Annotated in this window: 23 protein-coding genes and 1 pseudogene; 12 read left to right on the top strand and 12 right to left on the bottom strand. The window is 40.3% G+C overall.

The genetic code is table 11. The features are described from left to right. Window positions 1–102: 102 nt before the first annotated feature. The 4 genes from fldA to KO534_RS05860 form a co-directional block, all read right to left on the bottom strand. Window positions 103–627, bottom strand: a complete 525-nt coding sequence (fldA, locus tag KO534_RS05875) for a flavodoxin FldA (RefSeq protein ID WP_215928352.1) — start codon at window positions 625–627, stop codon at window positions 103–105. A 59-nt stretch (window positions 628–686) separates the two neighbouring features. Next, window positions 687–896, bottom strand: coding sequence for a DUF2788 domain-containing protein (locus tag KO534_RS05870; RefSeq protein WP_215928350.1), 210 nt, complete (start codon window positions 894–896; stop codon window positions 687–689). An 83-nt stretch (window positions 897–979) separates the two neighbouring features. Next, on the bottom strand, window positions 980–1753 hold the full coding sequence (locus KO534_RS05865; protein WP_215928347.1) for an alpha/beta fold hydrolase: 774 nt from the start codon (window positions 1751–1753) through the stop codon (window positions 980–982). Between the two features lie 68 nt (window positions 1754–1821). Then, a complete protein-coding gene (locus KO534_RS05860) occupies window positions 1822–3459 on the bottom strand; it encodes an electron transfer flavoprotein-ubiquinone oxidoreductase (protein ID WP_215928407.1) in 1638 nt (545 codons plus the stop codon). Between the two features lie 461 nt (window positions 3460–3920). Here KO534_RS05860 and KO534_RS05855 point away from each other — a divergent pair, with 461 nt between their 5' ends. Continuing rightward, a complete protein-coding gene (locus KO534_RS05855) occupies window positions 3921–4670 on the top strand; it encodes an electron transfer flavoprotein subunit beta/FixA family protein (RefSeq protein ID WP_215928345.1) in 750 nt (249 codons plus the stop codon). Further along, window positions 4670–5596 (top strand): electron transfer flavoprotein subunit alpha/FixB family protein, encoded by a 927-nt coding sequence (locus tag KO534_RS05850; protein WP_215928343.1) that lies wholly within the window; start codon window positions 4670–4672, stop codon window positions 5594–5596. The genes KO534_RS05855 and KO534_RS05850 overlap by 1 nt, the downstream gene beginning before the upstream one ends. 147 nt (window positions 5597–5743) lie before the next feature. On the opposite strand, the gene KO534_RS05845 is transcribed toward KO534_RS05850, so the two are convergent. After that, window positions 5744–6052 (bottom strand): isoamylase early set domain-containing protein, encoded by a 309-nt coding sequence (locus KO534_RS05845; protein WP_215928341.1) that lies wholly within the window; start codon window positions 6050–6052, stop codon window positions 5744–5746. Window positions 6053–6336: 284 nt separating this feature from the next. Further along, window positions 6337–7314, bottom strand: a complete 978-nt coding sequence (locus KO534_RS05840) for a GlxA family transcriptional regulator (RefSeq protein ID WP_215928339.1) — start codon at window positions 7312–7314, stop codon at window positions 6337–6339. Between the two features lie 172 nt (window positions 7315–7486). On the opposite strand from KO534_RS05840, the gene KO534_RS05835 reads away from it, so the two are divergent. The 4 genes from KO534_RS05835 to KO534_RS05820 all read left to right on the top strand — a co-directional run bounded on the left by KO534_RS05835 (window position 7487) and on the right by KO534_RS05820 (window position 13928). Further along, window positions 7487–9292 (top strand): acyl-CoA dehydrogenase, encoded by a 1806-nt coding sequence (locus tag KO534_RS05835; RefSeq protein WP_215928338.1) that lies wholly within the window; start codon window positions 7487–7489, stop codon window positions 9290–9292. Between the two features lie 48 nt (window positions 9293–9340). Then, window positions 9341–10345 (top strand): NADP-dependent oxidoreductase, encoded by a 1005-nt coding sequence (locus KO534_RS05830; protein WP_215928337.1) that lies wholly within the window; start codon window positions 9341–9343, stop codon window positions 10343–10345. Window positions 10346–10383: 38 nt separating this feature from the next. Further along, window positions 10384–11148 carry an SDR family oxidoreductase gene (locus KO534_RS05825; RefSeq protein WP_215928336.1) on the top strand — a complete coding sequence of 255 codons (765 nt, stop codon included), beginning with the start codon at window positions 10384–10386 and terminating at the stop codon, window positions 11146–11148. 302 nt (window positions 11149–11450) lie between these two features. Next, a complete protein-coding gene (locus KO534_RS05820) occupies window positions 11451–13928 on the top strand; it encodes a S9 family peptidase (protein ID WP_215928335.1) in 2478 nt (825 codons plus the stop codon). Between the two features lie 51 nt (window positions 13929–13979). On the opposite strand, the pseudogene KO534_RS23375 reads toward KO534_RS05820, so the two are convergent. The 3 genes and pseudogenes from KO534_RS23375 to rrtA all read right to left on the bottom strand — a co-directional run. Further along, window positions 13980–14138 (bottom strand): annotated as a pseudogene (locus tag KO534_RS23375) (GFA family protein); the annotation flags it as partial. A 103-nt stretch (window positions 14139–14241) separates the two neighbouring features. After that, window positions 14242–14370: a GFA family protein gene (locus tag KO534_RS23845; RefSeq protein ID WP_436836573.1), complete on the bottom strand. Its 129-nt coding sequence runs from the start codon at window positions 14368–14370 to the stop codon at window positions 14242–14244. Next, entirely contained in the window at window positions 14354–14980 is a 627-nt protein-coding gene (gene rrtA, locus KO534_RS05810) for a rhombosortase (RefSeq protein WP_252731967.1), read from the bottom strand. The genes KO534_RS23845 and rrtA overlap by 17 nt, the downstream gene beginning before the upstream one ends. A gap of 160 nt (window positions 14981–15140) precedes the next feature. On the opposite strand from rrtA, the gene ggt reads away from it, so the two are divergent. After that, window positions 15141–16886, top strand: a complete 1746-nt coding sequence (gene ggt, locus KO534_RS05805) for a gamma-glutamyltransferase (RefSeq protein ID WP_215928334.1) — start codon at window positions 15141–15143, stop codon at window positions 16884–16886. A 48-nt stretch (window positions 16887–16934) separates the two neighbouring features. Here ggt and KO534_RS05800 read toward each other — a convergent pair whose 3' ends face one another. Beyond that, window positions 16935–17378 carry a hypothetical protein gene (locus KO534_RS05800; protein ID WP_215928332.1) on the bottom strand — a complete coding sequence of 148 codons (444 nt, stop codon included), beginning with the start codon at window positions 17376–17378 and terminating at the stop codon, window positions 16935–16937. A 132-nt stretch (window positions 17379–17510) separates the two neighbouring features. After that, entirely contained in the window at window positions 17511–18476 is a 966-nt protein-coding gene (gene cysK, locus KO534_RS05795) for a cysteine synthase A (RefSeq protein WP_215928330.1), read from the bottom strand. 263 nt (window positions 18477–18739) lie between these two features. Between cysK and KO534_RS05790 the strand changes: the two genes are divergently transcribed. From KO534_RS05790 to KO534_RS05770, 5 genes are read left to right on the top strand one after another with little or no spacing between them, the layout of a single operon-like run. Continuing rightward, window positions 18740–19576, top strand: coding sequence for an AAA family ATPase (locus KO534_RS05790; RefSeq protein WP_215928327.1), 837 nt, complete (start codon window positions 18740–18742; stop codon window positions 19574–19576). Next, window positions 19576–20760: a vWA domain-containing protein gene (locus KO534_RS05785; RefSeq protein ID WP_215928324.1), complete on the top strand. Its 1185-nt coding sequence runs from the start codon at window positions 19576–19578 to the stop codon at window positions 20758–20760. Before KO534_RS05790 ends, KO534_RS05785 begins: the two co-directional genes overlap by 1 nt. 10 nt (window positions 20761–20770) lie before the next feature. Continuing rightward, window positions 20771–21979 (top strand): RDD family protein, encoded by a 1209-nt coding sequence (locus KO534_RS05780; RefSeq protein ID WP_215928321.1) that lies wholly within the window; start codon window positions 20771–20773, stop codon window positions 21977–21979. A gap of 5 nt (window positions 21980–21984) precedes the next feature. Further along, window positions 21985–22986 carry an XdhC family protein gene (locus KO534_RS05775; protein WP_215928319.1) on the top strand — a complete coding sequence of 334 codons (1002 nt, stop codon included), beginning with the start codon at window positions 21985–21987 and terminating at the stop codon, window positions 22984–22986. After that, the gene (locus KO534_RS05770) at window positions 22986–23573 is read left to right on the top strand and encodes a nucleotidyltransferase family protein (protein WP_215928318.1); all 588 of its coding nucleotides are present in this window, start codon (window positions 22986–22988) and stop codon (window positions 23571–23573) included. Before KO534_RS05775 ends, KO534_RS05770 begins: the two co-directional genes overlap by 1 nt. A 30-nt stretch (window positions 23574–23603) precedes the next feature. Here KO534_RS05770 and KO534_RS05765 read toward each other — a convergent pair whose 3' ends face one another. Continuing rightward, entirely contained in the window at window positions 23604–25625 is a 2022-nt protein-coding gene (locus tag KO534_RS05765; RefSeq protein WP_215928317.1) for an SHOCT domain-containing protein, read from the bottom strand. Window positions 25626–25723: the final 98 nt, after the last annotated feature.

Here is a 25723-nt window from a genome sequence, read left to right as displayed (position 1 = left end):
CTTAATAATAAAACTGTGTCGTCATTATAGGGTACCTATTTTGATTTAAAAGCTATTTACCCTGTTAGTTAATAAAAAAGGAGCCTCAGCTCCTTTTGTTCATTAGGCTAGTTCGGCTAAACAAAGTTCATCGTGAATTTGCTTACACCACTGTTTAACACGTTGTTCAGTGAGTTCAGGTTGACGGTCTTCATCAATTCCTAATCCTACAAAATGATCATCATCGGCCATGCCTTTCGATGCTTCAAAATCATAACCCTCTGTCGGCCATTGGCCTACCAAAATAGCCCCCTTGGCTTCTACTATGTCTCGGACCATGCCCATCGCATCTAAGAAATATTCCGCATAGTCTTCTTGATCGCCGCAGCCAAAAATGGCAACTAATTTATCTTCAAAATCGATGAGTTCCAATTCTGGGAAAAAGTCATCCCAATCACATTGTGCTTCACCATAGTACCAAGTCGGAATACCGAAAAGTAACAGATCATATTCAGCAATATCTTCTTTACTGCTTTTAGCAATGTCTTTTACATCGATTAGATTTTTGCCTAGTTCTTTTTGGATCATCTTAGCAATATGTTCTGTATTGCCAGTGTCGCTGCCGAAAAATAGCCCCACACTTGCCATTATTACTTATTCCTCTAAATATAAATTCAATCGGGTTTTAACCAAAGCTAACGGTTAAGTTAGCTTTCGAGAACCCATTGCATAATGCCCTTAAATATAAATCCTGCTGCACCTAAAAACAGCACAAAGTACACTACAACTTTGCCAATGAGTGGCACGTTATTCTTTTTAAGTATGTCGTGAACCACATAAGCCATGAGTAAAAACAGACCAACTATGGCAAGGTCTAAACCTAAAGCTTCTATTTGTTCGTAATGTTCACTTAACATGTGTTTTGTTCTACTCACTTAAAAATCTGGCGCATATTAACATAGAGTCTTAACTATGAGAATTGTCCAGATAGCTGGTATTTCTATTTAGACAAAAATGCGCTTATAATTTTGCTACATAACTCAGGTTTTTCGGCGTGAAGCCAATGCCCTGTGCCACTGACCATTTTATACTCGCTATTAGGAAATAACTGTAAAACCGCTTGTTTATGTTGAGGCAAAATGTAGTCCGAATGTTCGCCCTTAATAAATAATACTGGACCAGTGAAAGGGGTGTCAGAAGTTATTGCCTCCGATATCATCCTATAGTCGTGTTGTAATTGTTTTAAATTAAAACGCCAACTCCAACTTTGGTTTTGGTTATACAAACTTTTTAATAAAAACTGCCTCGTTGAACTTTCTTCGACATAACGTGATAGTGCAATGTCGGCTTCTTTACGACTAGTAATCTGTTTAAGATCAACATTGTTTAATCCTTCAAACACCTTGTTATGTCTTGCTGAATACTTTACTGGTGCAATATCCAATACGACTAACCGACTGACTTTTTCAGTGTGATTTAGAGCCAGCTGCATCGCTACTTTGCCACCTAACGAGTGACCAATTAGAGTGAGTTGGTTAATACCAAGGCCATTTAAGAGTGTTGAGATTAATTCGGCATATACCTCAAAACTAATGCTTGGGGTAAAAGCCGACTTTCCATGATCGGGCAAATCTATCGATATCACTTGAAAAGAGTCGGTAAATTGCCTGCGCAATGCAGACAAGTTATCCAAACTTCCAAACAATCCATGAATCAACATTAGCCAAGGTTTGTGTTCTGAATCAGAATGTATTTGGTAATTCACAGCGCTCATAAAGTCACTTCAATTCCTAACTAGATACATATTGGTAACGAGCATAAACTCGCTACCATAATTACTAATTACATATTAGGGTAATTAGGGCCACCGGCACCTTCTGGCACCACCCAAGTGATGTTTTGAGAAGGATCTTTAATATCACAAGTTTTGCAATGCACACAGTTTTGAGCATTTATCTGAAATTGTTTTTCACCTTGTTCAGTTTCGATTACTTCGTAAACACCCGCTGGACAATACCTTTGTGCAGGCTCATCGAACTTGGGTAAGTTAACCTGAATAGGAATCGAACTGTCTTTTAATTTTAAGTGACAGGGTTGTTCTTCTTCATGATTGGTATTAGACAAAAATACTGAAGACAATTTATCAAAACTTAAGACTCCATCGGGTTTCGGATAATCGATCTTGACGCAATACTCTGCCTTTTTAAGCAATAAGTGATCAGCTACATCATCTTTGAAATTAAAGGGCAAATTGCCTCTGAACCAATTTTGTTCAAGGGTATTGTATGCGCCGCCCATAAAAGTACCAAACTTGTGTAGAGCAGGGCCGAAGTTTCGAGACCTAAACAATTCGTCATATAGCCATGACTCTTTAAATTTTTGAGTATAATTGACTAATTCTTGCGAAGCAGCGGCATCCGCATCCGACAGCGTTTCCATAATTGTTTCAGCTGCTAGCAATCCAGACTTCATCGCAGTGTGATTACCTTTGATTTTGGCGAAGTTTAAGGTACCAGCATCACAGCCCACTAATAAACCACCTGGGAAAGTCATTTTAGGTAAAGAGTTAAATCCACCTTTAGCAATGGCTCTTGCACCATAAGAAACCCGTTTGCCACCTTCAAGATACTGCTTGAAAACCGGGTGATGTTTGAGTCTTTGGAATTCATCAAATGGGCTTAAATGGGTATTGCTATAGTTGAGGTCTAAAATAAGCCCCACTAGCACTTGGTTATTCTCGCCATGGTAAAGATAAGAGCCGCCTGTTGCATCGGTAATCGGCCATCCAGCAGTATGCACCACCAAACCTTCTTGGTGTTTTGCAGGATCGATGTCCCAAATCTCTTTAAAGCCAATACCGTAGTGTTGTGGAGACTGACCTTTGTCTAAGGCAAACTTTTCAATTAGTTGTTTACCTAAGTGACCACGGCAGCCTTCTGCAAATACTGTATATTTGGCTTTTAACTCCATACCGGGCATAAACGAATCTTTTGGTTTGCCCTCTTCATCTAATCCCATATCGCCAGTAATTACACCAGCAACACTGCCATCTTCGTTATACAGTACCTCTGAGGCCGCAAACCCCGGAAATATCTCAACGCCTAAGGCTTCTGCTTGTTCGGCTAACCAGCGGCAAACATTACCCATGCTCACAATATAATTACCATCGTTGTGCATAGTTTTAGGGGACATAAAACTCGGAATTTTAGTTCCTTTGGTTTCATTATTTAACCAATAAATATCGTCTGCGGTGACGGGAGTATTGAGTGGCGCGCCTTTTTCTTTCCAATCCGGAAATAATTCGTTTAACGCACGAGGCTCAAAAACTGCGCCAGATAAAATATGAGCACCAACCTCAGAACCTTTTTCAACCACACAAACCATTAACTCTTGGTCTTTTTCTTGAGCAATTTGCATCAACCGACAAGCAGTTGATAGACCAGCAGGGCCAGCACCGACTATTACAACATCAAACTCCATCGATTCTCGTTCCACTTGTTTGTCCTCTTTTCGTATTAACTATTCACAAAAATGTGTTTAAGTATTCATAAAATAAATATTCATAAAGCTTATTCATAACCAATTTTTAGTCGGAATATGACAGCTTTTACGCCAAAAAAAGCCTTTCAAATGACCATTGGTAGGTTTTCTAACAACCAAATATAACTGAGTTGCTCTTTGGTGAAAACATAAAATAATCATATATAACAATGGTTTAATATAATTCTAAGGCTAAAGGCTAGAAATAATTAACTGATTGTTAGGACTATACTATGACATATAATAGCCGTTAAAAGAGCTGCTAAAAATGATCTATGACAAAAGGACATCGAAGTTGACGTTAACGTCAACACAAAGTAAATTGTCGCCAACCAGATTTGAGTCGCTAGTTAACTCGAATTATAAACTTGATACCTGAAAGTCTGTAAGTAGAGGTGAAAATGAAAATACTCGTGCCAGTAAAACGTGCCATTGATTACAATGTAAAAGTCAGGGTTAAGGCAGACAATAGTGCAGTTGATTTAACTAACGCCAAAATGTCGATTAATCCTTTTTGTGAAATTGCGGTAGAAGAAGCGGTTCGCTTGAAAGAAAAGGGTGTGGCTACAGAAATTGTAGTGGTCTCTGTTGGCAATAAAAGTTGTCAGGAACAGATTCGTACGTCTTTGGCTCTTGGTGCAGATCGTGGTATCCAAATTGATACTGATTTAACTCTTGATTCATTACAAATTGCTAAGTTATTGCAAAAAGTAGTAGAAGAAGAGTCGCCTGATTTGGTTATTTTGGGCAAACAATCTATTGATTCTGATAATAATCAAACAGGCCAAATGTTAGCTGCTTTAACTGGCATGCCTCAGGGCACATTTGCTTCGGAAGTCTTAGTTGACTCAGGAAAAGTAAAAGTGACGCGTGAAATAGACGGTGGTCTACAGACTGTCGAACTAAGTTTACCTGCCGTAGTAACAACAGATCTAAGGTTAAACGAACCTCGTTATGCTTCTTTACCTAATATTATGAAAGCTAAGCGTAAACCTCTTGAAGTTAAGTCGGCTGCCGATTTTGGTGTTGAGTTGACATCAAATGTGAAGGTATTAAAAGTAGAGCCGCCAGCGCAACGTAAAGGTGGAATTATAGTGGCAGATGTTGCTGAATTAGTAGACAAATTAAAAAATGAAGCGAAGGTGATCTAATGGCTATTTTAGTATATGCAGAACATGACAACGAACAGCTAAAAACTGAAACTCATAAACTTATGCACGCCGCCGCACAGTTAGGCGACGAAATTCACTTATTGGTTGCTGGTTCTGGGTGTGGAGCTGTTGCAGAACAGGCCGCTAAAATCGATGGCGTGACCAAAGTATTGTTGGCTGACAGTGCAGATTATGCACAACAAATGGCTGAAAATATCGCTGATTTAGTCACTGAATTAGGTAAAGGCGCTAGCCATGTATTGGCAGCCGCCACTACCACCGGCAAAAACTTTATGCCTAGAGTGGCTGCGTTATTAGATGTTGCGCAAATTTCTGACATTATCAAAGTAGAAAGCGCCGATACCTTTGTTCGCCCCATCTACGCGGGTAATGCTATTGCAACAGTGCAATCTAGCGATAGCATTAAGGTTATCACGGTTCGAACTGCAGCATTTGATGCCGCTGGCGAGAGCAATTCAGCGCCAGTTGAAGCTTGTGATATGCAAAAGGCTTTAGACAAATCCTCCTTTGTTTCTGCTGAATTAACTGAATCCGAAAGACCAGAATTGACTGCAGCTGAAGTTATTATTTCAGGTGGTCGCGGTATGCAAAACGGTGAGAACTTTAAACTTCTTGACGGTATTGCAGATAAATTAGGGGCTGCGATGGGCGCCTCAAGAGCCGCAGTAGACGCAGGTTTTGTTCCTAATGATATGCAAGTTGGGCAAACAGGAAAAATTGTTGCTCCTAACCTATATATCGCAGTGGGTATTTCTGGTGCGATTCAACATTTAGCTGGTATGAAAGATTCAAAAGTCATTGTAGCAATTAACAAAGACGAAGAAGCGCCAATATTCCAAGTGGCTGATTACGGCATAGTGGGTGATTTGTTTGAAGTATTGCCCGAGCTTGAAGCCGCATTATAAGCGACTTATATAGATATCGGTTAAAAGCCATGACTATTTAGTCATGGCTTTTTTATTTCTGCAGGTTTTAAAGCTTCTAAGGCCAGGGCGTTGCTATATAACCTCGAAGCGTTTCACTTATCCTATGACCTAGAATAGTTACATTAACTAAACCTGAACTACTGAATTGTCTGCGAACGCAACCGTTGACGGTATATAGGCATCTGCGTCCCAGTCATTTTCCCACTCTTTATCATCTAATAAATATCGAAATTGATATTCTGAATCTTTAGGTAAATTAATAGTAGTTGTGAAATCCCCGTTTTTTAATTTCTTCATCGGTGTGGTAGAAAGATCCCACTCGTTAAAATCACCTACTAACCGCACAGATTTAGCGGCATGGGCTTGCTCTTTTGACAATTTGAATGTCACTTTGCATTCTGCTTTAGATTTCAAATATTGTTTTTTAAAAGCCATGGTCTTTCTCCTGTAAAACTAGTGTGTAAAATAAACTGTCGATTTTAGGTTACCACTACATTAAACCTAAATGTTCAAAAAATGTGCAGTATTGTTTCATATTGATGCATTCAACTAATAATCTATAAAAACATTTAAAATCATACAAGTTGTTGATATTTATGGTTTTTATTGGTGCGTGTTAGTTGTATCAATACACTTAGGCTAGTTTACTGACAAATTATTACAATCAGCAACCGCATTACTAAGTATAGAGCAAAAAACATGCAACTTTTTGTTAGGGTTTATAACCGCTTAAACTTTTTTGCATATTGACTAGGTGACAACCCGGTATGTTTTTTAAATAGCCTTGTAAAAGAACTGAGATCGTCATAACCGACCTGAGTAATAATTCGTTCTACGCTATCGTGAGTTGTTTCAAGTTGTTTTTTAGCAGCTTCAATTCTTAGTGTTTGTAAATATTCTAGTGGGTTATGTTCAGTAGCTTTTTTAAAACGTCGATTGAAGGTTCGTAAAGATAAGTTAACCAAGGCGGGTAGGTCACTCACCGCTATTCTTTGACTGTAATTCGCTTCTAACCATTCTTGTACGGTTAATACATCAGGGTCTTGATGATACTTTTTCGCAAGAATATTGGCATAGGCTACTTGTTCGCCGCGATATATGTCGATGACATGGGCTTTAGCTGTTGTGGTGGCTACGTCGTGGCCACAATAGCGCTCAATTAACATTAGCGCTAAATCGAACCATGCCATGCCTCCACCAGAACAGTAGATATTTTGTGCTGAGGTGATCATCTTTTCCGCACATAAATTAACTTCGGGGTAGCGCGACTTAAACAGGCTTGCGTATCCCCAATGAGTGGTGGCCTCTTTGCCATCTAATAATCCCGCTTCAGCCAATAAAAATGCACCGCTGCAATTACTCGCGATGTCAGAATGATTAGCAAAGTGTTTTTGAATATGCGCCAATAACGCTCGGTTTTTGTTGATAACGTTAATGATTTCACCCCCAATAGTAGGGATCAATAAAAGGTCGGTGTGTGTCACATCTTCTATCGCAACGTGGCTATTAATAACCAATTGATTAATACAACTAACTGGACGTTTTTTTATAGATGCAAGCTGTACTTCGAAAAACGGAGAAGGTTGTTGTCCTTGCATTCGTTGCCATGTTACCCCTGCAAGAGCGAATAGGTCTAAGGCTCCAGTAATGGCACTTGCATAGGCTTGATCGAAACCTAAAATGGTTACTTTAAACACAGTGAATAACTGCAATGATTGAGCATAAATAACAACTCGTTATATCTGTCCAGAATGACCATTAATATGTCATATATGACAATAATAGCGAAGTGATATTTTTGTCAATCTATGGCTATTATTTAATTCATTTACAGTCTTTAACTGTAATAACTGGTGAAGGTTAAGCAATATGAACAACGAACTTGTTAAACGTAAAGAAATGGCGTTTCAATTATACGAATTATTGGATACTGAAAACCTATTTGGTCGTGAACGATTCTCAGAGCATAACCGCGAAACATTTGACGCTGTTATGGACATCGCAAACAAAATAGCAACAGAAAAATTCGCCACTCACAATGCTAAAGCTGATGCTAACGAGCCGACTTTTGACGGTAAAAAAGTACACATGATCCCCGAGGTCAAAGAGGCGTTTGATGCCTATGTTGAGTCGGGCTTGATTGCAGGACGCTTTGACTTTGATGAAGGCGGAATGCAACTTCCCGAAACCATCATGACCGCATGTGCCGGCTATTTTATGGCTGCTAACCCTTCAAGTACCGGTTATCCCTTTTTAACTATTGCGGCAGCTAATGTGATTCGTAACTTTGCCTCGCAGCAGCTTAAAGAAGCGTTTATGCCGAAAATGTTGACAGGTGAGTTCACCGGTACCATGGCGTTGACAGAGCCTCATGCTGGTTCGTCTTTGGCGGATATCCATACTACAGCTGTTAAACATGAAGATGGTAATTACCGCCTTAAAGGAAATAAAATTTTTATCTCTGCAGGGGATCATGAATTGTCAGACAACATAGTGCATTTAGTGTTGGCGAAAATCCAAGGCGCGCCAGCAGGTGTTAAAGGTATTTCATTATTTGTGGTACCTAAGTTTCGCCTCGATGAAGCGGGCAACCCGGCAGAACGAAACGATGTCGCATTGGCTGGACTTATCCATAAAATGGGATATAGAGGTACCACTTCTACAGCCTTGAGCTTTGGCGAGAATCAAGATTGTCACGGTTATTTAATCGGCGAAGAACATCAGGGCCTGCGCTACATGTTCTTAATGATGAATGAAGCACGCTTGGGTGTAGGATTTGGTGCCGCAATGGTCGGCTATAGTGGTTATCAATATTCTCTCGAGTACGCGAAAGAACGAACTCAAGGACGTGTAGCCCCGAATAACAAACCCACTGATAATCCCGCCACTATTATCGAACATGGTGACGTCAAACGTATGTTATTGGCGCAGAAATCTTATGTTGAAGGGGCGATGGCATTATGTTTTTATGCCGCGCGATTAGTGGATGATTCACATACCTTGACTTCAGATGACGAAAGAAGACAGGCGTCTGAGTTGCTTGATTTGTTAACACCTATTGTAAAGGCTTGGCCTTCAGAGTTTGGTCCTAAAGCAAATGATTTGGCGATACAAGTGTTAGGCGGTTCGGGTTATACCCGCGAATATCCAGTTGAACAATGCTGGCGCGATAATCGACTTAACCCTATTCACGAAGGGACTAACGGTATTCAAGCATTGGATTTATTAACCCGTAAACTTTGGCAAGCCAATGGTTCAGGTTTAAAACTGCTGCAACAAAGAATGGAAGCCGATTTTGCGCAAGTTAAAGGTAAACACAGTCAGCAACTGATCGCTGAATTGCTCCATTATATTCAACAAATGCAAACGCTATTACCTATGCTTGGACAACATTTAATGTCTGATAAATTACCTACTTTATTAGCCAACGCTACCTGTTTCATGAATATATTTGGTCAAGTAGTAATGAGTTGGATGTGGATCCGTCAAGCCAATGTGGCGGAAAATGCGCTGCAAGATTCAACCTTAACGGAAGAAGATAGGGCGTTTTATCTTGGTAAAGTGCAGGCTGCTAAATATTTTGTACGTTGGGAGTTGCCAGCTGTCCAAAGAGATATCGCACTACTTAATGACATGGACGACAGTTGCAGTGAAATGCAAGCAGAATGGTTCTAATTATATTGCCCTTTATCAGGTTAGAAATTGACTAAATACGGAAAACATATGAAAAATAAACAGTTTTTATTAGCATCACGACCCGTTGGAACACCAACACCGCAAAATTGGGATTTTGTTGAAACTGAAGTCGCTGCGTTAGATGACGATCAAGTTTTGGTGCAAGTAGAGTATATTTCACTCGATCCTGCAATGCGTGGTTGGATGAATGATGGCAAGTCTTATATAGAGCCTGTACAAATTGGTGCGGTAATGCGCGCCAGTACAGTGGGTAAGATACTTAAGTCAACGAGTAAGGAATTTTCGGAAGGCGATTACGTATATGGGCATTGTGGTGTTCAGAAATATGCGGTTGTAGGCACTGAAGGGCTTCACAAAATTGACCCTAGTTTAGCACCATTAGAGAGATATTTAGGTGTGTTAGGTATGCCTGGAATGACAGCATACTTTGGTCTACTCGATACCGGTTTACCTAAAGCAGGAGAAACTGTAGTGGTATCTGGTGCGGCAGGAGCCGTTGGATCAATAGTGGGGCAAATCGCTAAGATAAAAGGCTGCAAAGTTGTAGGCATTGCTGGCGGTGCGGATAAATGTACATATTTAGTTAATGAGTTGGGTTTCGATGCAGCTATTGATTATAAAAATGAAGATGTGAAAAAATCCCTCAAAACTGCGTGTCCAAAAGGTGTAGACGTCTATTTCGACAATGTTGGCGGCGATATTCTAGACGATGTGTTAACCCAAATTCGCATGAAAGCGCGCATCGTAATTTGTGGCGCTATCAGTCAATATAACAATACAACTCCAGTTAAGGGGCCGTCTAACTATCTGACCCTATTGGTGAATAGAGCCAGAATGGAAGGCATAGTGGTGTTTGACAATGTTGCTAACTATTCGAAAGCCGCTGCTGAAATGGCTGGCTGGATCGCTGAAGGAAAACTCATCGCGAAAGAACATGTTGTCAAAGGCATTGAGCATTTTCCTGAAACCTTATTGATGTTATTTAATGGCGAAAACATGGGTAAATTAGTGCTTAAAGTAGAAGCTGATTAATATTTACAAATTTGAGACGATTTCACAGAGAGAGATGTATGAAAAAAGATATTTTTGATTTGACTGGTAGAGTGGCATTAGTAACAGGCGCGAGCCGCGGTATTGGCGAGTCTATTGCACGATTGCTGGCTGCCTATGGTGCCAGAGTAATAGTCTCTAGCCGCAAGATAGATGGATGCGAAGCCGTTGCTCAAAGCATTCGTGATGAGGGTGGTGACGCCGTAGCTATCGCTTGTCATGTAGGCGAAATGGCGCAAATCGATAACGTTTTCGAACAAATTTCCCAGCAATATGGTCGTTTAGATATCCTAGTGAATAACGCTGCAGCTAATCCTTACTTTGGCCATATATTAGATACTGATTTAGCAGCTTACGATAAAACCGTTGATGTGAATATTCGAGGCTATTTCTTCATGTCTACTGCAGCGGGTAAAATGATGAAGGAGCAGGGCGGTGGTGTTATTCTCAATACTGCTTCTGTTAATGGCATATCGCCTGGCATGGGTCAGGGTATTTACTCCATTACTAAGGCGGCCGTTATCAGTATGACTAAAGCTTTTGCCAAAGAGTGCGGTGGTTTAAATATAAGGGTGAACGCCTTGTTACCAGGGTTAACTGAAACTAAATTTGCTTCGGCGCTTACGGGTAACGACAAAATACTTAAAACCGCGTTAATGCAAATTCCTTTAGGCAGAACCGCACAGCCAGATGAAATGGCCGGAACGGTTTTATATCTTGTATCAGATGCGTCTAGTTATACCACTGGCACAACAGTAGTGGTTGATGGCGGCTACCTAAGCTAACGGACATCTAAAAAATAGAAGTTTATCTACGGCAACAATTAAGTTGCCGTTTTTATTGGTGTCTAATCTAATCAAGGTGGGAATCTGCTGGCTAAACAGCGAATATGACGTTGAAGTTAGCCAGTGCTTCCATTGCACAACAATCCACCCGTTGTTGTTTGTAATAGCGAAAATGTAAATTTTTTATTACTTAAGTACTTATTATATTTATGGCTTATTGAGTTTTTATTTTTGCCAAATGTCCCGTGAGTACGTTCTAATACCTAGGTGACTTCCATTTTAAATTGTATAAGGCTTAGTGTGTGTCAAAACTGAATAGGAAAAACTTAGTACTCGCCGGTGTTGTTTGTTTCCTAACGGCTTGTTCGGCAACCCAAACGGCGTCTACACAAACCGCTGTAACAGCGCCGTTAAAACCGCAAACAATTAAGGCTGCGACGGTAGAGGTTAAGCAACAATCAAAGCTGTTAACTTTGCAACAAATTATGGCTGATCCAGATTGGATTGGACGTCAACCTACTTCGGCCTATTGGTCGGATAACAATCAAAGCGTATTTTATCAACAGAAACAACAAGCTTCACTTCAGAACGTACTATGGCAAAAACACTTAAATGAACAAGGAAATGGCACTAAAGTTGAGTTGTCACAACTACATTTTCATGCCTATAGAAATAGGGTATTGAATACACAAAAAGATACTGCAGCTTGGGTGTTCGAAGGTAATATTTTTGTTAAGAACCTTACTAGTAATGAGCTAAAACAACTGACAAAAGACAATCGACAGCCATACAACTTGAAATTTTTAAGCGATGGTCGATTAAGTTTCCAAAGTGGCAATGCTATTTATGCTATTCACCCTGAATTTGGCTTGTATGAACAGTTGGTAAGCTGGCAATTTACTGATGAACCAACAGCATTAGAACTGCCTGAAGACTACATTGCTCAGCAACAGCAACAGTTAATTGAGGTGGTGGCGTTAAAACGCCAACAAAGAAAAGCACGCTTTGAAGATGCGCAAAAGCTGGCGCGACAAAATGCCACGGTTGCCCCAGCTGATTTTTATTTCCCTGAGGGTAGTGAAACGGTAAAAGTGAGTCTATCTCCAAATGGAAAATGGTTAATATTAGTCGAGCAAGCTACGTCAATTAAGGGTAAAGCGGATGACATCATGCCCAATTACATTAATGAAAATGGCAGAATTGCCACAGTCAATGTGCGTAGCAGAGTGGCAGACACAGAACCCAACAATCAAAGCATCTGGTTAGTGGACCTAGATAGTCGCAATAAACGAAAACTGAGTTACAACAACTTGCCAGGTTATAACGAAGACGTATTAGAAACGGTGAAGCGAGAAAACGCACAAGCGAAAGGTAAGACGTATACAACTAATCGTTTGCCAAGGGATTTAAAACTTTTAAATGGAACAAATGGCTCCATCCAATGGCACAACAATAGTGAAAACGTCGCTATCATGCTTGAAGCTTGGGATAACAAAGATAGATGGATTACTACGGTTAATTTAAGTGAGGCTACATTAGTTAACCAACACCGTTTGCATGATGACGCGTGGATTAATTATAGATTTAATAGTTTTGGATGGTTAAACACTAGTACCGACCTGTATTACTTGTCTGAAGAAAGTGGATATTCTCATCTTTATGTTAAGCCATTAGGCGCTTCGGCGAAACAAGTGACTTTTGGAAGTTTTGAGGTCGATTCGTTAACGTTGACCTCAGACGACCAATATATGTACTTTAAGGCAAACAAAAAACACCCTGGCATTTACGAAATTTATCGTGTCAATTTAGACAACGACAGTTTGGAATCAGTAACCAATCTAAACGGTATGACAGATTATCAATTGAGCCCAGATGAACAGTCACTATTGTTAACTCATTCTAGTTTGGTCCGTCCTCCGGAATTATATTTGCAATCAGTCTCTGAGCAGTCAGCAATGCAACTGACACAAACGACTAGTCAGGCATTTTTGGAGATCGATTGGTTAGCGCCTGATATCGTGCCGATTAAATCGTCACACACAAATCAGCCTATATATTCACGGGTGTATGCTCCTAAAAATAAACAACCCGATAACAAATATAAAGCAGTAGTGTTTAATCATGGGGCGGGATACTTACAAAACTCACATCTTGGTTGGTCGGCATATTTTAGAGAGTTTATGTTCCATAACCTGTTGGCTCAGCAAGGTTACGTAGTACTTGATATGGATTACCGAGCTTCTGCCGGTTACGGTAGAGACTGGCGCACAGCTATTTACCGGCAAATGGGCACACCAGAAATTCAAGATCTACAAGACGGAGTGGATTGGTTAGTGAACAACTTAGATGTAGACCCTAAACGAGTAGGCACTTATGGTGGCTCTTACGGTGGCTTCATGACTTTTATGGCACTCTTTAAAGAGCCGGAGCTTTTCCAAGCGGGTGCGGCACTGCGACCTGTAAGCGATTGGGCACACTATAATTTCGGGTACACTTCCAACATCCTCAACACTCCTGATGTCGATCCCATTGCTTACGAAAGGAGTTCACCTATCTATTTTGCTGAAGGATTACAAAAGCCATTGCTTATAAATGCTCCAATGATAGACAGTAACGTGTTTTTTGTAGATGTAGTGAGATTAGTTCAGCGTTTAATTGAGTTAGAAAAACAGGATTTTGAGACGGCGATCTATCCGGTTGAATCGCATGGCTTTGTGCAACCTAGTTCATGGTTAGACGAGTACAGAAGAATATACAAATTGTTTGAAACTAACCTGTAAAATCGAGCTGCGCCTTATGGATGTTTAGTTATTCCTTAGGGCGCCGTTAACTTAATCGTTGTTGTTAAAGGCAGCGAACACTTCCTCACCGGTCATGGTTTTGGTTTGATTGGAAAAATGGTAATAATCGGGTTTTTCGTCAACAAAAATTTGCGTCGTACAGTCGAAGTTTAGTTCACTGTCAAATCGTCCTAAACGCACTATGTATTGTTGATAGGACTTTAATTGATAAAATAAATGAGTACCACATTGCTGACAAAATCCGTGTTGTGCTCATTCTGAGGAATCATAAGTGGCAATATAGTTTTGCTCTTTAATAGTGACGTTTTAGTATTCGGCACATCGAACAATGGCAAGCAACCACATGAAGTGCAACCTTAGTTGCAGTGATCTTAACCTTTTTACACAAACACTGGCCAATCAACTCATTTGAGTTTTGCATTACGTTTCTTTTGAATATTTCGCAATAAATAGTACACAATTATTAGGGTGCCAGAGATGGTGCCGAACAAATGTGCATCAATCGCAACATTAGCAGAAATCAACTCAGCAACGTTTTCATTGGCTCCGTAAATCTGTTCATGGAGTACTTTGAGCCATACCCCAAACAATAATATCCAGCCACTTCTTAGTTTGTTGTGGATGTCGAAATAAGCACCCAATATAAACATGCCATGGAGCACACCAGAAAGCCCTACATACCACTGCATTTGTGGCGTAAATAAATAGAGTCCACCAGATGTCCCAATACACAACCACAAAAAAATTAAAAGATACCTAAAAGTTCGATTGTAGTGCCCATGCAAAGCCCACAATAGTGCTAATCCAGCAAGGTTTAATAGTAAATGTATGTTGTTAGTGTGCAGAAAATGCCCACTGATAAGTCGCCACCACTGAAAGTAATTGAGTTGTTGTCGGTCGTAAGCTAACCAATCGCTACTCGTAGGCTCTAGTAAGAATAAAATAATACTAATGGTGGCTATTAGAAGCGGCCCGTGACGATATTTTGACTGAATAGGTAGGTTCAAAGTGGAGTTTTTATGAATTATCAATAGGCCTATATTAACTAATTTCCAATAAATAAGTTAGTAACAGTTGTTCGAACTTTGTGGTGATTAGACGAAAGTATGACTCACTAATCGCGATATCTATTTGCAAAACAAGCCTTGCCTCGTTAGTGTTCTCGGCTACTGATTTTTGTTTGGACCCCTTGTGCTAGTAATAAAAAGACTTTGTGTACTTTGTTTAAGCATTTCCTTAAGTTTGTCTGTTCAAAGTAAACAAGAACGTGAAGATAGAGAGCCAGAAGCGGCAACTGGACTACAACAAAAAAGCGCATTTCAATCTGACGAGTTCATGGTTGTAGCTGCCAATCCCTATGCATCTTGGGCAGGAAAGAACATTTTAGTTAAAGGGGGGAGTGCTATAGATGCCGCTATTGCGATTCAGGCGATGTTAACCCTGGTTGAGCCTCAGTCATCAGGCATAGGCGGAGGCGCGTTTTTGTTGTACTGGGACAATAAAAACAAAAAATTACACACCTTTGATGGGCGCGAAACCGCACCATCGGCAGCAAGAATGGATTTATTTCTAAAAAATGGTAAGGCTGTTAAGTGGATGGACGCTGTGGTTGGTGGTCAGTCAGTAGGTGTGCCAGGGGTGTTAAGAGCTTTGGATATGGCACACAAAGAATTTGGAACCCTGGATTGGTCTGAATTATTTAATGATAGTATTTCGTTATCGGAGAATGGCTTTACTGTTTCTCATCGTCTTGCATCATTGTTAGCCCGTGAAATACACCCAGGTTTAAATCAATTTAGGACCTCATCGGTATATTTTTATCCTAGTGGTAAAGCGCTAACAAAAGGTACTATCAAAAAGAATCCGGCTTTAGCTAAAACCTTAACAACCATAGCGCAACAAGGTGCCGATAGTTTTTACCAAGGGAGTATAGCGAGTAACATAGCCAAGGCCGCACAATTTTCAATTATTAATCCTGGCAAAATTACGGCACAAGACATTGCAGATTATCAAGCCATTAAACGCTCTGCTGTTTGTGGTAGTTATCGTACTTATAAAGTGTGTGGCATGGCGCCACCGAGTTCAGGCGGCATAAATGTATTACAAATATTACGTACACTTGAGCCTTACAACATCAGCCAATATCCGATTGACTCTATTCCAGCGGTGCACCTATTTACCCAAGCCTCTAGGTTAGCTTATGCCGATAGAGAAATGTACATTGCCGATAGTGATTTTAGTCAGCTTCCCTTCGGTGCCTTGTTAAGTAAACGTTATTTAGCAGACCGTGCTCGAGATATAAACCTTGTTTCTGACATCGGGAAAGTGGGTGCGGGTAGACCCTTTCCCGTGATGAATTTTTCTAAAGGCAAAACCTTCGAGCAACCCAATACCAGTCATTTTAGTATTATTGATAAAGAAGGGAACGCGGTCTCAATGACTACCAGTATAGAGTTCGCTTTTGGATCGGGGTTGATGGTTGACGGCTTTTTGCTTAACAATCAATTGACGGATTTTTCTTTTAAGCCCTACAGAGGTAGAGCGCTTGTTCTAAATAGAGTGGAGCCTGGTAAACGTCCCCGAAGCGCGATGAGCCCCACTATGGTTTTTGATGGGGACGGTAAGCTTACGCTTGTACTGGGATCTCCTGGAGGGAGCCGTATTGTGAGTTACGTGGCGCAAACTATTATGGGGGTATTAGATTGGGGACTCGATATTCAACAAGCCATTAACTTACCTAAAGTAACCAATAGAAACGATTATACTGCTCTCGAAAAAGGCACTGCAATTGAAGCCTTAAAGCCCGCGTTAGAAAAAATGGGGCACAAAGTTAGAGTGTTAGATTTAAATAGCGGGCTTCATGGGATTCAATTAAGTAATGATGTGTTAATAGGTGGCGCGGATCCTCGAAGAGAAGGGGTGGCTGTTGGGTTTTAATCCTAAGCTTTGAACAAGCGTTTCGCACCTACAGGTTGAAAGTGAGTTTTAGTTTAAACTCACTACATCAACTTTCCAGTCTTTACCGACTTTTATTAATTGCACAAGGCGCATATCTTTTAACACTTCACCATCCAATTCGCCCTCAAAAAATAGCGATATTTCGGCATCTTTTGCAAATTCGTTTCTGCCAGCACTGCGCGATCTAGGCTGAATGGTGACTCGATCAAATCGCATGTTTAACACATGTTTTTGAACACCTTTGTTGGTATGATACGAACGTAAAAGTCGCTCCATTTTAGGTGTACTTAAACTTATTGCCCCGTCTATTCCTTTGCTGTGGTATATATGATCAAAAAATTCAATGGCCGCAAATTCAGGGTTGCCTTTATCTAACATTCCAAATTTACCGCCACCTTGTTTTGAAGGTGTTTTATCACATGCGCCAAAAAGCATCGCAACTATTAGTAAAAAGCTGACATTTCGTAGCATAGTAGATCCCGTATCTTCATTGAATAATATAATAACAATCTTATCCTGTTTATCGTTTCATCTAAAGAAAAGGGAGGCATAAGCCTCCCTTCTCGATCACATTATTAGGTATTTACCCAATAAAACTATTCATTATTGGATATTTTCTGAATCAGAAAACTCGCCAGCGAACAAAGGACTGCTTAAATAACGTTCTGATGCGCTGGCTAAAATGACCACGATATTCTTGTTGGCGTTTTCTGGTTTCTCAGCCCAACGTTTCGCTGCCACTACAGCTGCTCCAGAAGAAATACCTGCTAAAATACCTTCTTCTTTCATTAGCCGGTGTGTCATAGCCATACATTCTTCGTTACTGACTTGTTCCACAGCGTCAACCATATCCAAATCTAAGTTGCCTGGGATGAAGCCTGCACCTATGCCTTGGATTTTGTGAGGTCCTGGCGTGAGTTCAGCTCCGGCTTTTGCTTGTGTAATTACAGGAGAGTCAGTTGGCTCAACAGCGACAGTGGTGATAGCCTTACCTTCAGTATTCTTAATGTAACGACTGACTCCTGTTAAGGTTCCACCTGTGCCCACACCGGCGACAAAAATGTCTATCTTGCCATCTGTATCATTCCAAATTTCAGGCCCTGTTGTTTTTTCATGAATTTCAGGGTTGGCAGGGTTTTCAAACTGGTGCATTGGAATATATTTTGATGGATCTGAGGCAACAATTTCATTGGCTGCAGCAATAGCGCCTTTCATGCCTTTTGGTGCTTCGGTAAGGACCAAGTTAGCACCCATGGCTTTAAGTAATTTACGACGCTCAAGACTCATAGAACTAGGCATAGTTAAGGTAATTTTGTAACCTCTTGAAGCAGCGACAAATGCTAATGCTATGCCCGTATTGCCACTGGTCGCCTCAACAATTTCATTACCTGGTTTGAGAAGTCCTTTTTTTTCTGCATCCCAAATCATATTGGCGCCAATTCTGCATTTTACACTAAAGCTTGGGTTTCTTGATTCGATTTTTGCGTAAACGTTTCCGCCTGTAACACGGTTAAGTTTGACTAAAGGTGTTTTGCCAATGGCGAGTGAATTATCGTCGTATACTTGCATAGTTATTTCCTTGCTTATTATTTCTATTTTTACAGTGTAACCCTGATTAGTTCACCGTCAATTAGTAATTCTGTCGGGTATTGTTCTTATATATAGCTAAAACAACAACTGGCCCTATAAATATTATTGATATATAAAGCCCCTAAAACTGTTTTATCATAATGACATTCATATCCAGAGGTAAGGGTGGGAGGCTTTATTTAAAGTGCTTTTTCGCTATATCTTATGGTTAATCATTTGTTAATTTGTGTTTGAGGTTTTAAATGGCGTTTAATGGAACAGAGAAATATATTGCTAGTCGTGAGTTGCAACTTGCTGTGAACGCGGCAATCACCTTGGAAAAACCTTTGTTAATTAAAGGGGAGCCAGGTACAGGCAAAACCATGTTAGCAGAGGAATTGGCAAAAAGTTTAGATGCGAATCTCATTCAGTGGCATATTAAGTCAACCACAAAGGCACAACAGGGGTTGTACGAATACGATGCGGTTTCGCGTTTACGAGACTCGCAGTTAGGTGATGAAAAAGTCCATGACATAGGTAACTATATAGTCAAAGGTAAGTTATGGCAGGCGTTTGACACGGATAAGCGCACCATCTTATTGATTGATGAAATAGACAAAGCGGATATTGAATTTCCGAACGATCTATTGTTAGAACTCGATAAAATGGAATTTTTTGTATATGAGACCCAACAACTAGTTAAAGCCAAGCAACGTCCAATTGTTATTATTACATCTAACAATGAAAAAGAACTGCCTGATGCTTTTTTACGCCGTTGTTTCTTCCATTACATTCAGTTTCCTGATGCTGATGAAATGCGCCAGATTGTAGATGTACATTTCCCTGAAATTAAAAAAGTGTTACTCAATCAAGCATTACAATCATTCTTTGACTTACGTGACGTTCCTGGTTTACGCAAAAAACCTTCAACTTCTGAATTAATCGATTGGTTAAAATTGTTAGTTGCCGAAGATATTCCAGCAGAAGCGTTGCAAAATAAAGATGGTAAACAAAGTATCCCGCCGCTTTATGGTGCATTGTTAAAAAATGAACAAGATATTCATTTGTTTGAAAAACTGGTCTTTATGGCGCGCCGTTAATGTTAGTCGATTTCTTTTTTAAGCTAAGAGAGTACCGCCTTTCAGTTAGTCTAAGAGAGCTACTGGATTTGCTAAACGCCCTTGAAAAAGGGGTGATTTTTGCGAGTGTTGATGATTTCTATATATTGTCAAAATTGACAATGGTTAAAGACGAGAGCCAGTACGATAAATTTGATCGAGCCTTCGCTGATTATTTTGAAGGTGTACAAAGTATTGATTTATTTGGTAAAGATATTCCAGAAGAATGGTTAAAAAACGCATTGGAACGCCATTTCAGTGAAGAGGAAAAAGCCCAAATTAAAGCTTTGGGTGGTCTTGACGAACTGATGAAAACACTTAAAGAGCGCTTGGCTGAACAAGAAAAGCGCCATCAAGGTGGTAATAAATGGATTGGTACAGGTGGAACCTCTCCCTTTGGCGCCAATGGTTACAATCCAGAAGGCGTACGCATAGGTCAGCAGGGAAACAGGAATTTTTCCGCGGCCAAGGTCTGGGATAAACGCGAGTTCAAAAACCTAGCTGGAGATGTTGAGTTAGGTACCCGTAATATAAAAGTTGCGCTTAGAAAATTACGTAAATTTGCGCGTACCGGTGCAACCGAAGAATTGGACATACCTACCACTATAGGCTCAACGGCTAAGAATGCAGGCTTACTTGATATTCACATGGTTCAAGAGCGTCACAACGCTGTGAAAGTGTTGATGTTTTTCGATGTAGGTGGCTCGATGGACGCGCACATAAAGGAATGCGAAGAGTTGTTTTCAGCGGTACACACTGAGTTTAAACACCTTGAATATTTTTATTTTCACAACTGTGTTTATGAAGGGGTGTGGAAAGATAACAAAAGACGCGATCGTGAGGTCATTCCAATTGCTAACATCATCCACAAATATGGCGCAGACTATAAATTAATATTTGTAGGTGATGCCACTATGGGTCCATATGAGATCACCTATCCGGGTGGCAGTGTAGAACATTGGAATGAAGAAGCAGGTTCGGTTTGGATGCAGCGTTTACTTAATCATTTTGAACATGCAATATGGCTTAATCCACAACTCGCTCAATACTGGAGTTATTATGCTTCTATTAGCATAATGAAAGAGTTGATGACTGAACGAATGTTTCCCCTCACGTTAGACGGAATAGGAGAGGGGATTAAAAGCCTAACTAAAAGAAGCGGATAAAAAACCGATAATGGAAAAACACAGACACTTAAAAATTGAACGATTGGACCCGCAATTATCCGCAGAAAATGAGGCAGGATCCTCAGACGCTAACAAAGCAAACAGTCATTTAAGTCGCAAAGAAACACGACAAATCGTGACACCCTACGCGTTCTTTGTGGCAGATGAACTATTGGGCACACCATTAGCAGGGCCATTTCGTCGAGGATTTGGCATGCTAATCGATTTGTTTTTGATCAGCCTACTCACTCAAGTTAGCAGTTTGGTCTTGGCTATTATCGCAGCATGGACCTTTTTCAAAGCTGGAAATCGCTTAAAAACTAAAAAACGTTTTAATGCTGTGCGGATCCTATTGCGGTTATTGGTCGCTATCTTATTGTTTGTTGTGGCCACAGGTCTGTTTGATAAATTAAACGACAACAGTGCTGCTGACGATGTTGACGATAGCCCTTCTGCCACTATCGAAAATGATAATATTGAAGACAGCATTGAACTCATCGCTTTAACAGCAAAATATCTAATGGATGCTAAAGCAACAAAACAACAAATTCGGGAAGGCGAATGTGAACCTGCTTTGCAATGCATGCAAAGTTTAGGTGAAGATTTAATAGAAGATGTGGTTACATTGGGATTGGACAAAAATACTACAGATGAGATAGTCGAGGGGTTTACTTCTGGTGTGGCGGATTCTATTAACAGTGACGAAGAACAGCAGCTAAAAGCGTATTTGAAGCAATTTCTAGATACACAAACATTAGTACAAACAAATGCAGGGGTCGCCGCCGAGTTAACAGAACCAGAAGTTGTTGAGCCTGCAGTTGCAGAACCAGGGGACTTAAATTCAACTTCTGGCGACACAAATATCGAAAAACCAAAAGGGTTGTTTGCGCGTTTAAAAGAGTGGATCGAAGAATTAGGTCTTGGTTTAGGTTGGGCGGCTTTTTATTTTAGTATATTCACTGCATGGTGGCGTGGACAAACACCGGGCAAAAGGCTGCTCGGGATGAAAGTGATTAAACTGGACAATCAACCTTTGAATCTGTGGGAAAGTTTCGGTCGTTATGGTGGATATGCCGCAGGATTAGCGACGGGTTTGACTGGATTTTTACAGGTTTTTTGGGACCCCAATCGACAAGCTATTCAAGATAAAATTTCCGAAACCTTGGTGATTGATATACGCAAGCCTAAAGTACCCTTTACAACAGAAACGGTAGAATAACTCAGATGTCTAATAGGATAAGCCAATTATTAAGGCACTGGACCGATAATCGAGATAAGCAGTTATGGGTATTGGCTACTATTATCGAAACAGATGGTTCTTCATACCGAAAAGCGGGCGCCATGATGTTGATCAATGACCTTGGACAATATTTTGGCTTATTAAGCGGTGGTTGTTTAGAGTCAGATATTATGCGTCAAGCAAGACGATGCTGGGATAATCAACGCAACCGCATCATAGTGTACGATATGCGCGAAGAAGAAGATCTAGCTTGGCAATTAGGGATTGGGTGTGGAGGAATGGTGCGAATTTTATTGCAACCAGTTCACGCAAACAACGATTACCTGAAACTCGATGAATTAAATAACTATTTAGAAGCTAGGCAAGAAGTTGAATATGTTCAACAAATTGACGAAGGGTTTGCGGTTAATGAAGTGCGAGTGATCGAGAAAGGTCATACTGACACCTGTATCTACCCTGATAAAGAGAACGTTCAGCTTTTTGTACACAGACTTAGCCCGGCCCCATTAATCGCTGTATTCGGAGCGGGAGTCGATGCAAGACCTTTGGTTGCGATGGCCTGTGAACTAGGCTGGCAAGTATTGCTAGTTGATCCTCGGGTTGGATATGGCAAACCCGAATATTTCACAAAAGCTACCGCGATTATTCGTCAACCTATCGCACAACTCGATTCGGCTTCTTGGCTCGGTCAAATCGATGTTGCACTTATACTGACTCATAATATTAAGTTAGATGCAGCTGCGTTGCGTTTGGTTCAAGGTAGCAGTGCCAAGTACGTCGGATTATTGGGCCCTATCCATCGTACGGACCGAGTATTAGCTATTGCAGAATTGTCTAGAAGTGATTTATCTAAACCGTTGGCTAACCCAGTAGGGTTAAGGTTAGGTGGTGAATTACCTGAATCCATTGCTTTGTCTATGTTGTCAGAGGCACATGCAGCCTTGGAAAACGCCGACGGCTTGTCTATTAGTGGTATTTTAAAGTAGTGAAAACAGAACTAATTCTGTTGGCGGCCGGAGAAAGTAAACGTTTTGCGGGCATCAAACAACTCGCTGATATTTACGGTCAACCTATGATTTGTCATTGTTTATCGCAGTATCGTCAAAATGGAAGCTGGATCCCTGATATATCTGATGGGCATGTATTGTTGGGCGCCAACGCTTCTGTGATTGCACAAGTGCTGCCCAAAAGTATCAATAAACGAGAAATTGTTACTTGGAAAAGAGGTATGGGTCATACGCTAGCGCAAGGTATATCTCTGCTCGCACCGGATACCACACATGTGTTTGTTGGTTTAGCCGACCAAGTATTAGTCACTCAACCTATGATTTCAGAGTTGCTAGCTAAATCAAAACTATTCCCAGAATATATTATTGCGGCAAAATATATTGGTAACCTTGGGGCGCCGTGTATATTTCCCCAAGCGTTTTTTTCTCAGTTAAGTGAATTGAATGGAGATAAAGGCGCCAAGTTCATTCTTCGTCAAAACAAAGATAAAATTGTTGGTGTGGATATTCCAGAAGCCGCCCTTGATATTGATACCCAACAAGAACTCGCTACCATTAAGAGTTAGCGGTAAGTAAAAGTTAGCAACAGGCAGAATTTACTGCAATAAATTGCTTTTCGCTAAACTAAACTCTTCATCTGTCAAATAACCTTGAGCGTGTAACTTGACCAATTTTTCGAGTGCCTCAACAACATCCGATTGATGTTTTTCAGGTGTAGCAGCGGGTGATTCTTTTAACGTCGGCGCATTGTTTTCAGGTTCTGTGGGCGGTGATACTGGCTGAGTTTTCGTAATAGAGGGTTCATTGCTGGGTTGATCTAATTGCGGTTTTACAACTTGTCTAATGGGGTCCTGCAAATTAGGGCGTGAGAATGGCAACAGGGTTACTGTTCTAGTTTCCGTGTGGGAATTAACATGTTTTGACACCATCCAACATAGATCAAGCAGTATATCGACAGTAGTGAAATACTTATTACCTGTTACCCTAGTATTACCTTTTCTAAGGTAAAGGCAAATCGTGTAACTACCATTATTGTCAGACAAGATAACTTCAATTTGTCGCGTTTGATCTTCTTGCATTTTTTTGTCGTGTTCTTTAATAAATTGACTTCGTATATCTTCTTCAAGTCTATTACTTATTGCATTGCTAGGTTGCTCATCGAAAACTTTGATTGATTGATTGTTTAACAATATTTCGCAGCGATTGATCTCTTTCAAACGCAGCGTTTTGTGTGCTTTCTTCTGTTTGATCTTAAACAGTAATATGGTTTCTTTTCTTAGTTCGTATTCAAATCTTACATAACCCTTATCTAAAGGATAAATAGCGCGCTTATATGCCGAATTTTTGCGATAGATGTAAATTAAAGTGATGCTCGAAACAGTTAATAGTAACACTAAGAAAATTATATACTGCGATCCTGGTTCACTCGGATTGGGCTCGAAACTTTGTTCTTCAACCGAAGTTACATTGCTTGCATGAAACGAATACAGCTTACTCTGTGTATTGTCAAAAATTACCATTTCATTGTGATTGTTTTGATGAACAGTTAAATGAGAGTTTGTTGATATTCCTTGTAGTCTAATCACGTGTTCGACAGTTGGGGTTTCTGTATTCAAAGACTCAAGACTAATTGAATTTAACTGCCATTGATTATTTATATGGTTAAAAAACACCACCTTATTTCTAAGGTTTAGAAATTCACGACCTTGATAAAGTAAAGAAGAAGTCATTTCTTTTGGTGATAGCCATAAATTGTCGGACAAGTTTTGGTCCTGCAAATTGACCCCTATTCTTGCTTTGCTAAGCCAATGTTGTTTGCCAATATAGTGCTGGATAAAAATAGATTCATGGCTATATTTGGCCCAGAAAAAATTATTAACATCGTGACCACCCATTACGACTATTTCATCATTTATTTCGGGTGTTTTTACAAAAGGATTAGATTGGGAAACCGTGTAATTCCTAGCTCCAAAAATTAGAGGAGAAATACGAAGTATTCCACCCGAATACAACGGGTGTTCTTTTAGTTCTTCTATGTACTTTAACGAAAAATACATTAAGCCATAATTGGCGTTCCATGGCTTGAGGTAGGGCTCAAATTTCAATTGTTGGATGGCATGATTAGGGGAGGGAATGGGAACGCGCAATACTTCTCTTTGAGTTTGTGGATCGAGTTGCTGGGTCTCAAAATCGTATGTCCAAGCTGTAATCACTGACTCAAATCCGAAATCAAAGTTACTCCCTTCAACGGTTATTCGATTGGCGTATTTATCAGGAGTGAACTCAACCGTGTGGGCTGTATAGAAGGTGGCGTATCCGGGCTCTTCAGGTAAAGAAAAACTAGGGTGTCGACCGATAGCACTAAGGGAAATAAACGACGGATTATGTAAAGGTACATTTAGAATGGCGTTTTGTGTATTGGTTTCTCCAGTTTTAAGCAAGTACACAAGACCATTGTCTTGGGCTATGAAATATTCATCATCGATAACGCTAGCTAAAGGGCTCAACCACTGAGTATGGTTACTTGTTTGGTTCAAGTGGCTAAAATCAGCGAGTAGTTCTATTTGATATTGTTCGGCGTGAGCTATGTTTGCGACAAATATCAGACACATTGCCATCGTAAAATCGACCATGGCCACATAGATTGTTAAACACTTACTCTTAATTCGATTATCCAATTTAATCAGTCAACTCTCGATAAAGTAGTTCTTAAGCC

Origin of the sequence: Paraglaciecola arctica, from assembly GCF_018861065.1 — a bacterium.
GTDB classification, from domain to species: Bacteria; Pseudomonadota; Gammaproteobacteria; order Enterobacterales; family Alteromonadaceae; genus Paraglaciecola; species Paraglaciecola arctica_B.
This window is presented reverse-complemented; position numbering and strand designations above follow the sequence as displayed.

Bases quoted from the DNA above. Each gene is read 5' to 3' on its own strand.
- KO534_RS05830 (WP_215928337.1), top strand. From the start codon at position 9,341: ATGAAAAATAAACAGTTTTTATTAGCATCACGACCCGTTGGAACACCA.
- KO534_RS05865 (WP_215928347.1), bottom strand. From the start codon at position 1,753: ATGAGCGCTGTGAATTACCAAATACATTCTGATTCAGAACACAAACCT.
- KO534_RS05855 (WP_215928345.1), top strand. From the start codon at position 3,921: ATGAAAATACTCGTGCCAGTAAAACGTGCCATTGATTACAATGTAAAA.
- KO534_RS05860 (WP_215928407.1), bottom strand. From the start codon at position 3,459: ATGGAGTTTGATGTTGTAATAGTCGGTGCTGGCCCTGCTGGTCTATCA.
- KO534_RS05765 (WP_215928317.1), bottom strand. From the start codon at position 25,625: ATGGCAATGTGTCTGATATTTGTCGCAAACATAGCTCACGCCGAACAA.
- KO534_RS05845 (WP_215928341.1), bottom strand. From the start codon at position 6,052: ATGGCTTTTAAAAAACAATATTTGAAATCTAAAGCAGAATGCAAAGTG.
- KO534_RS05780 (WP_215928321.1), top strand. From the start codon at position 20,771: ATGGAAAAACACAGACACTTAAAAATTGAACGATTGGACCCGCAATTA.
- KO534_RS05800 (WP_215928332.1), bottom strand. From the start codon at position 17,378: ATGCTACGAAATGTCAGCTTTTTACTAATAGTTGCGATGCTTTTTGGC.
- fldA (WP_215928352.1), bottom strand. From the start codon at position 627: ATGGCAAGTGTGGGGCTATTTTTCGGCAGCGACACTGGCAATACAGAA.
- KO534_RS05825 (WP_215928336.1), top strand. From the start codon at position 10,384: ATGAAAAAAGATATTTTTGATTTGACTGGTAGAGTGGCATTAGTAACA.
- cysK (WP_215928330.1), bottom strand. From the start codon at position 18,476: ATGCAAGTATACGACGATAATTCACTCGCCATTGGCAAAACACCTTTA.
- KO534_RS05790 (WP_215928327.1), top strand. From the start codon at position 18,740: ATGGCGTTTAATGGAACAGAGAAATATATTGCTAGTCGTGAGTTGCAA.
- KO534_RS05775 (WP_215928319.1), top strand. From the start codon at position 21,985: ATGTCTAATAGGATAAGCCAATTATTAAGGCACTGGACCGATAATCGA.
- KO534_RS23845 (WP_436836573.1), bottom strand. From the start codon at position 14,370: ATGCAAAACTCAAATGAGTTGATTGGCCAGTGTTTGTGTAAAAAGGTT.
- KO534_RS05785 (WP_215928324.1), top strand. From the start codon at position 19,576: ATGTTAGTCGATTTCTTTTTTAAGCTAAGAGAGTACCGCCTTTCAGTT.
- KO534_RS05870 (WP_215928350.1), bottom strand. From the start codon at position 896: ATGTTAAGTGAACATTACGAACAAATAGAAGCTTTAGGTTTAGACCTT.
- KO534_RS05850 (WP_215928343.1), top strand. From the start codon at position 4,670: ATGGCTATTTTAGTATATGCAGAACATGACAACGAACAGCTAAAAACT.
- KO534_RS05835 (WP_215928338.1), top strand. From the start codon at position 7,487: ATGAACAACGAACTTGTTAAACGTAAAGAAATGGCGTTTCAATTATAC.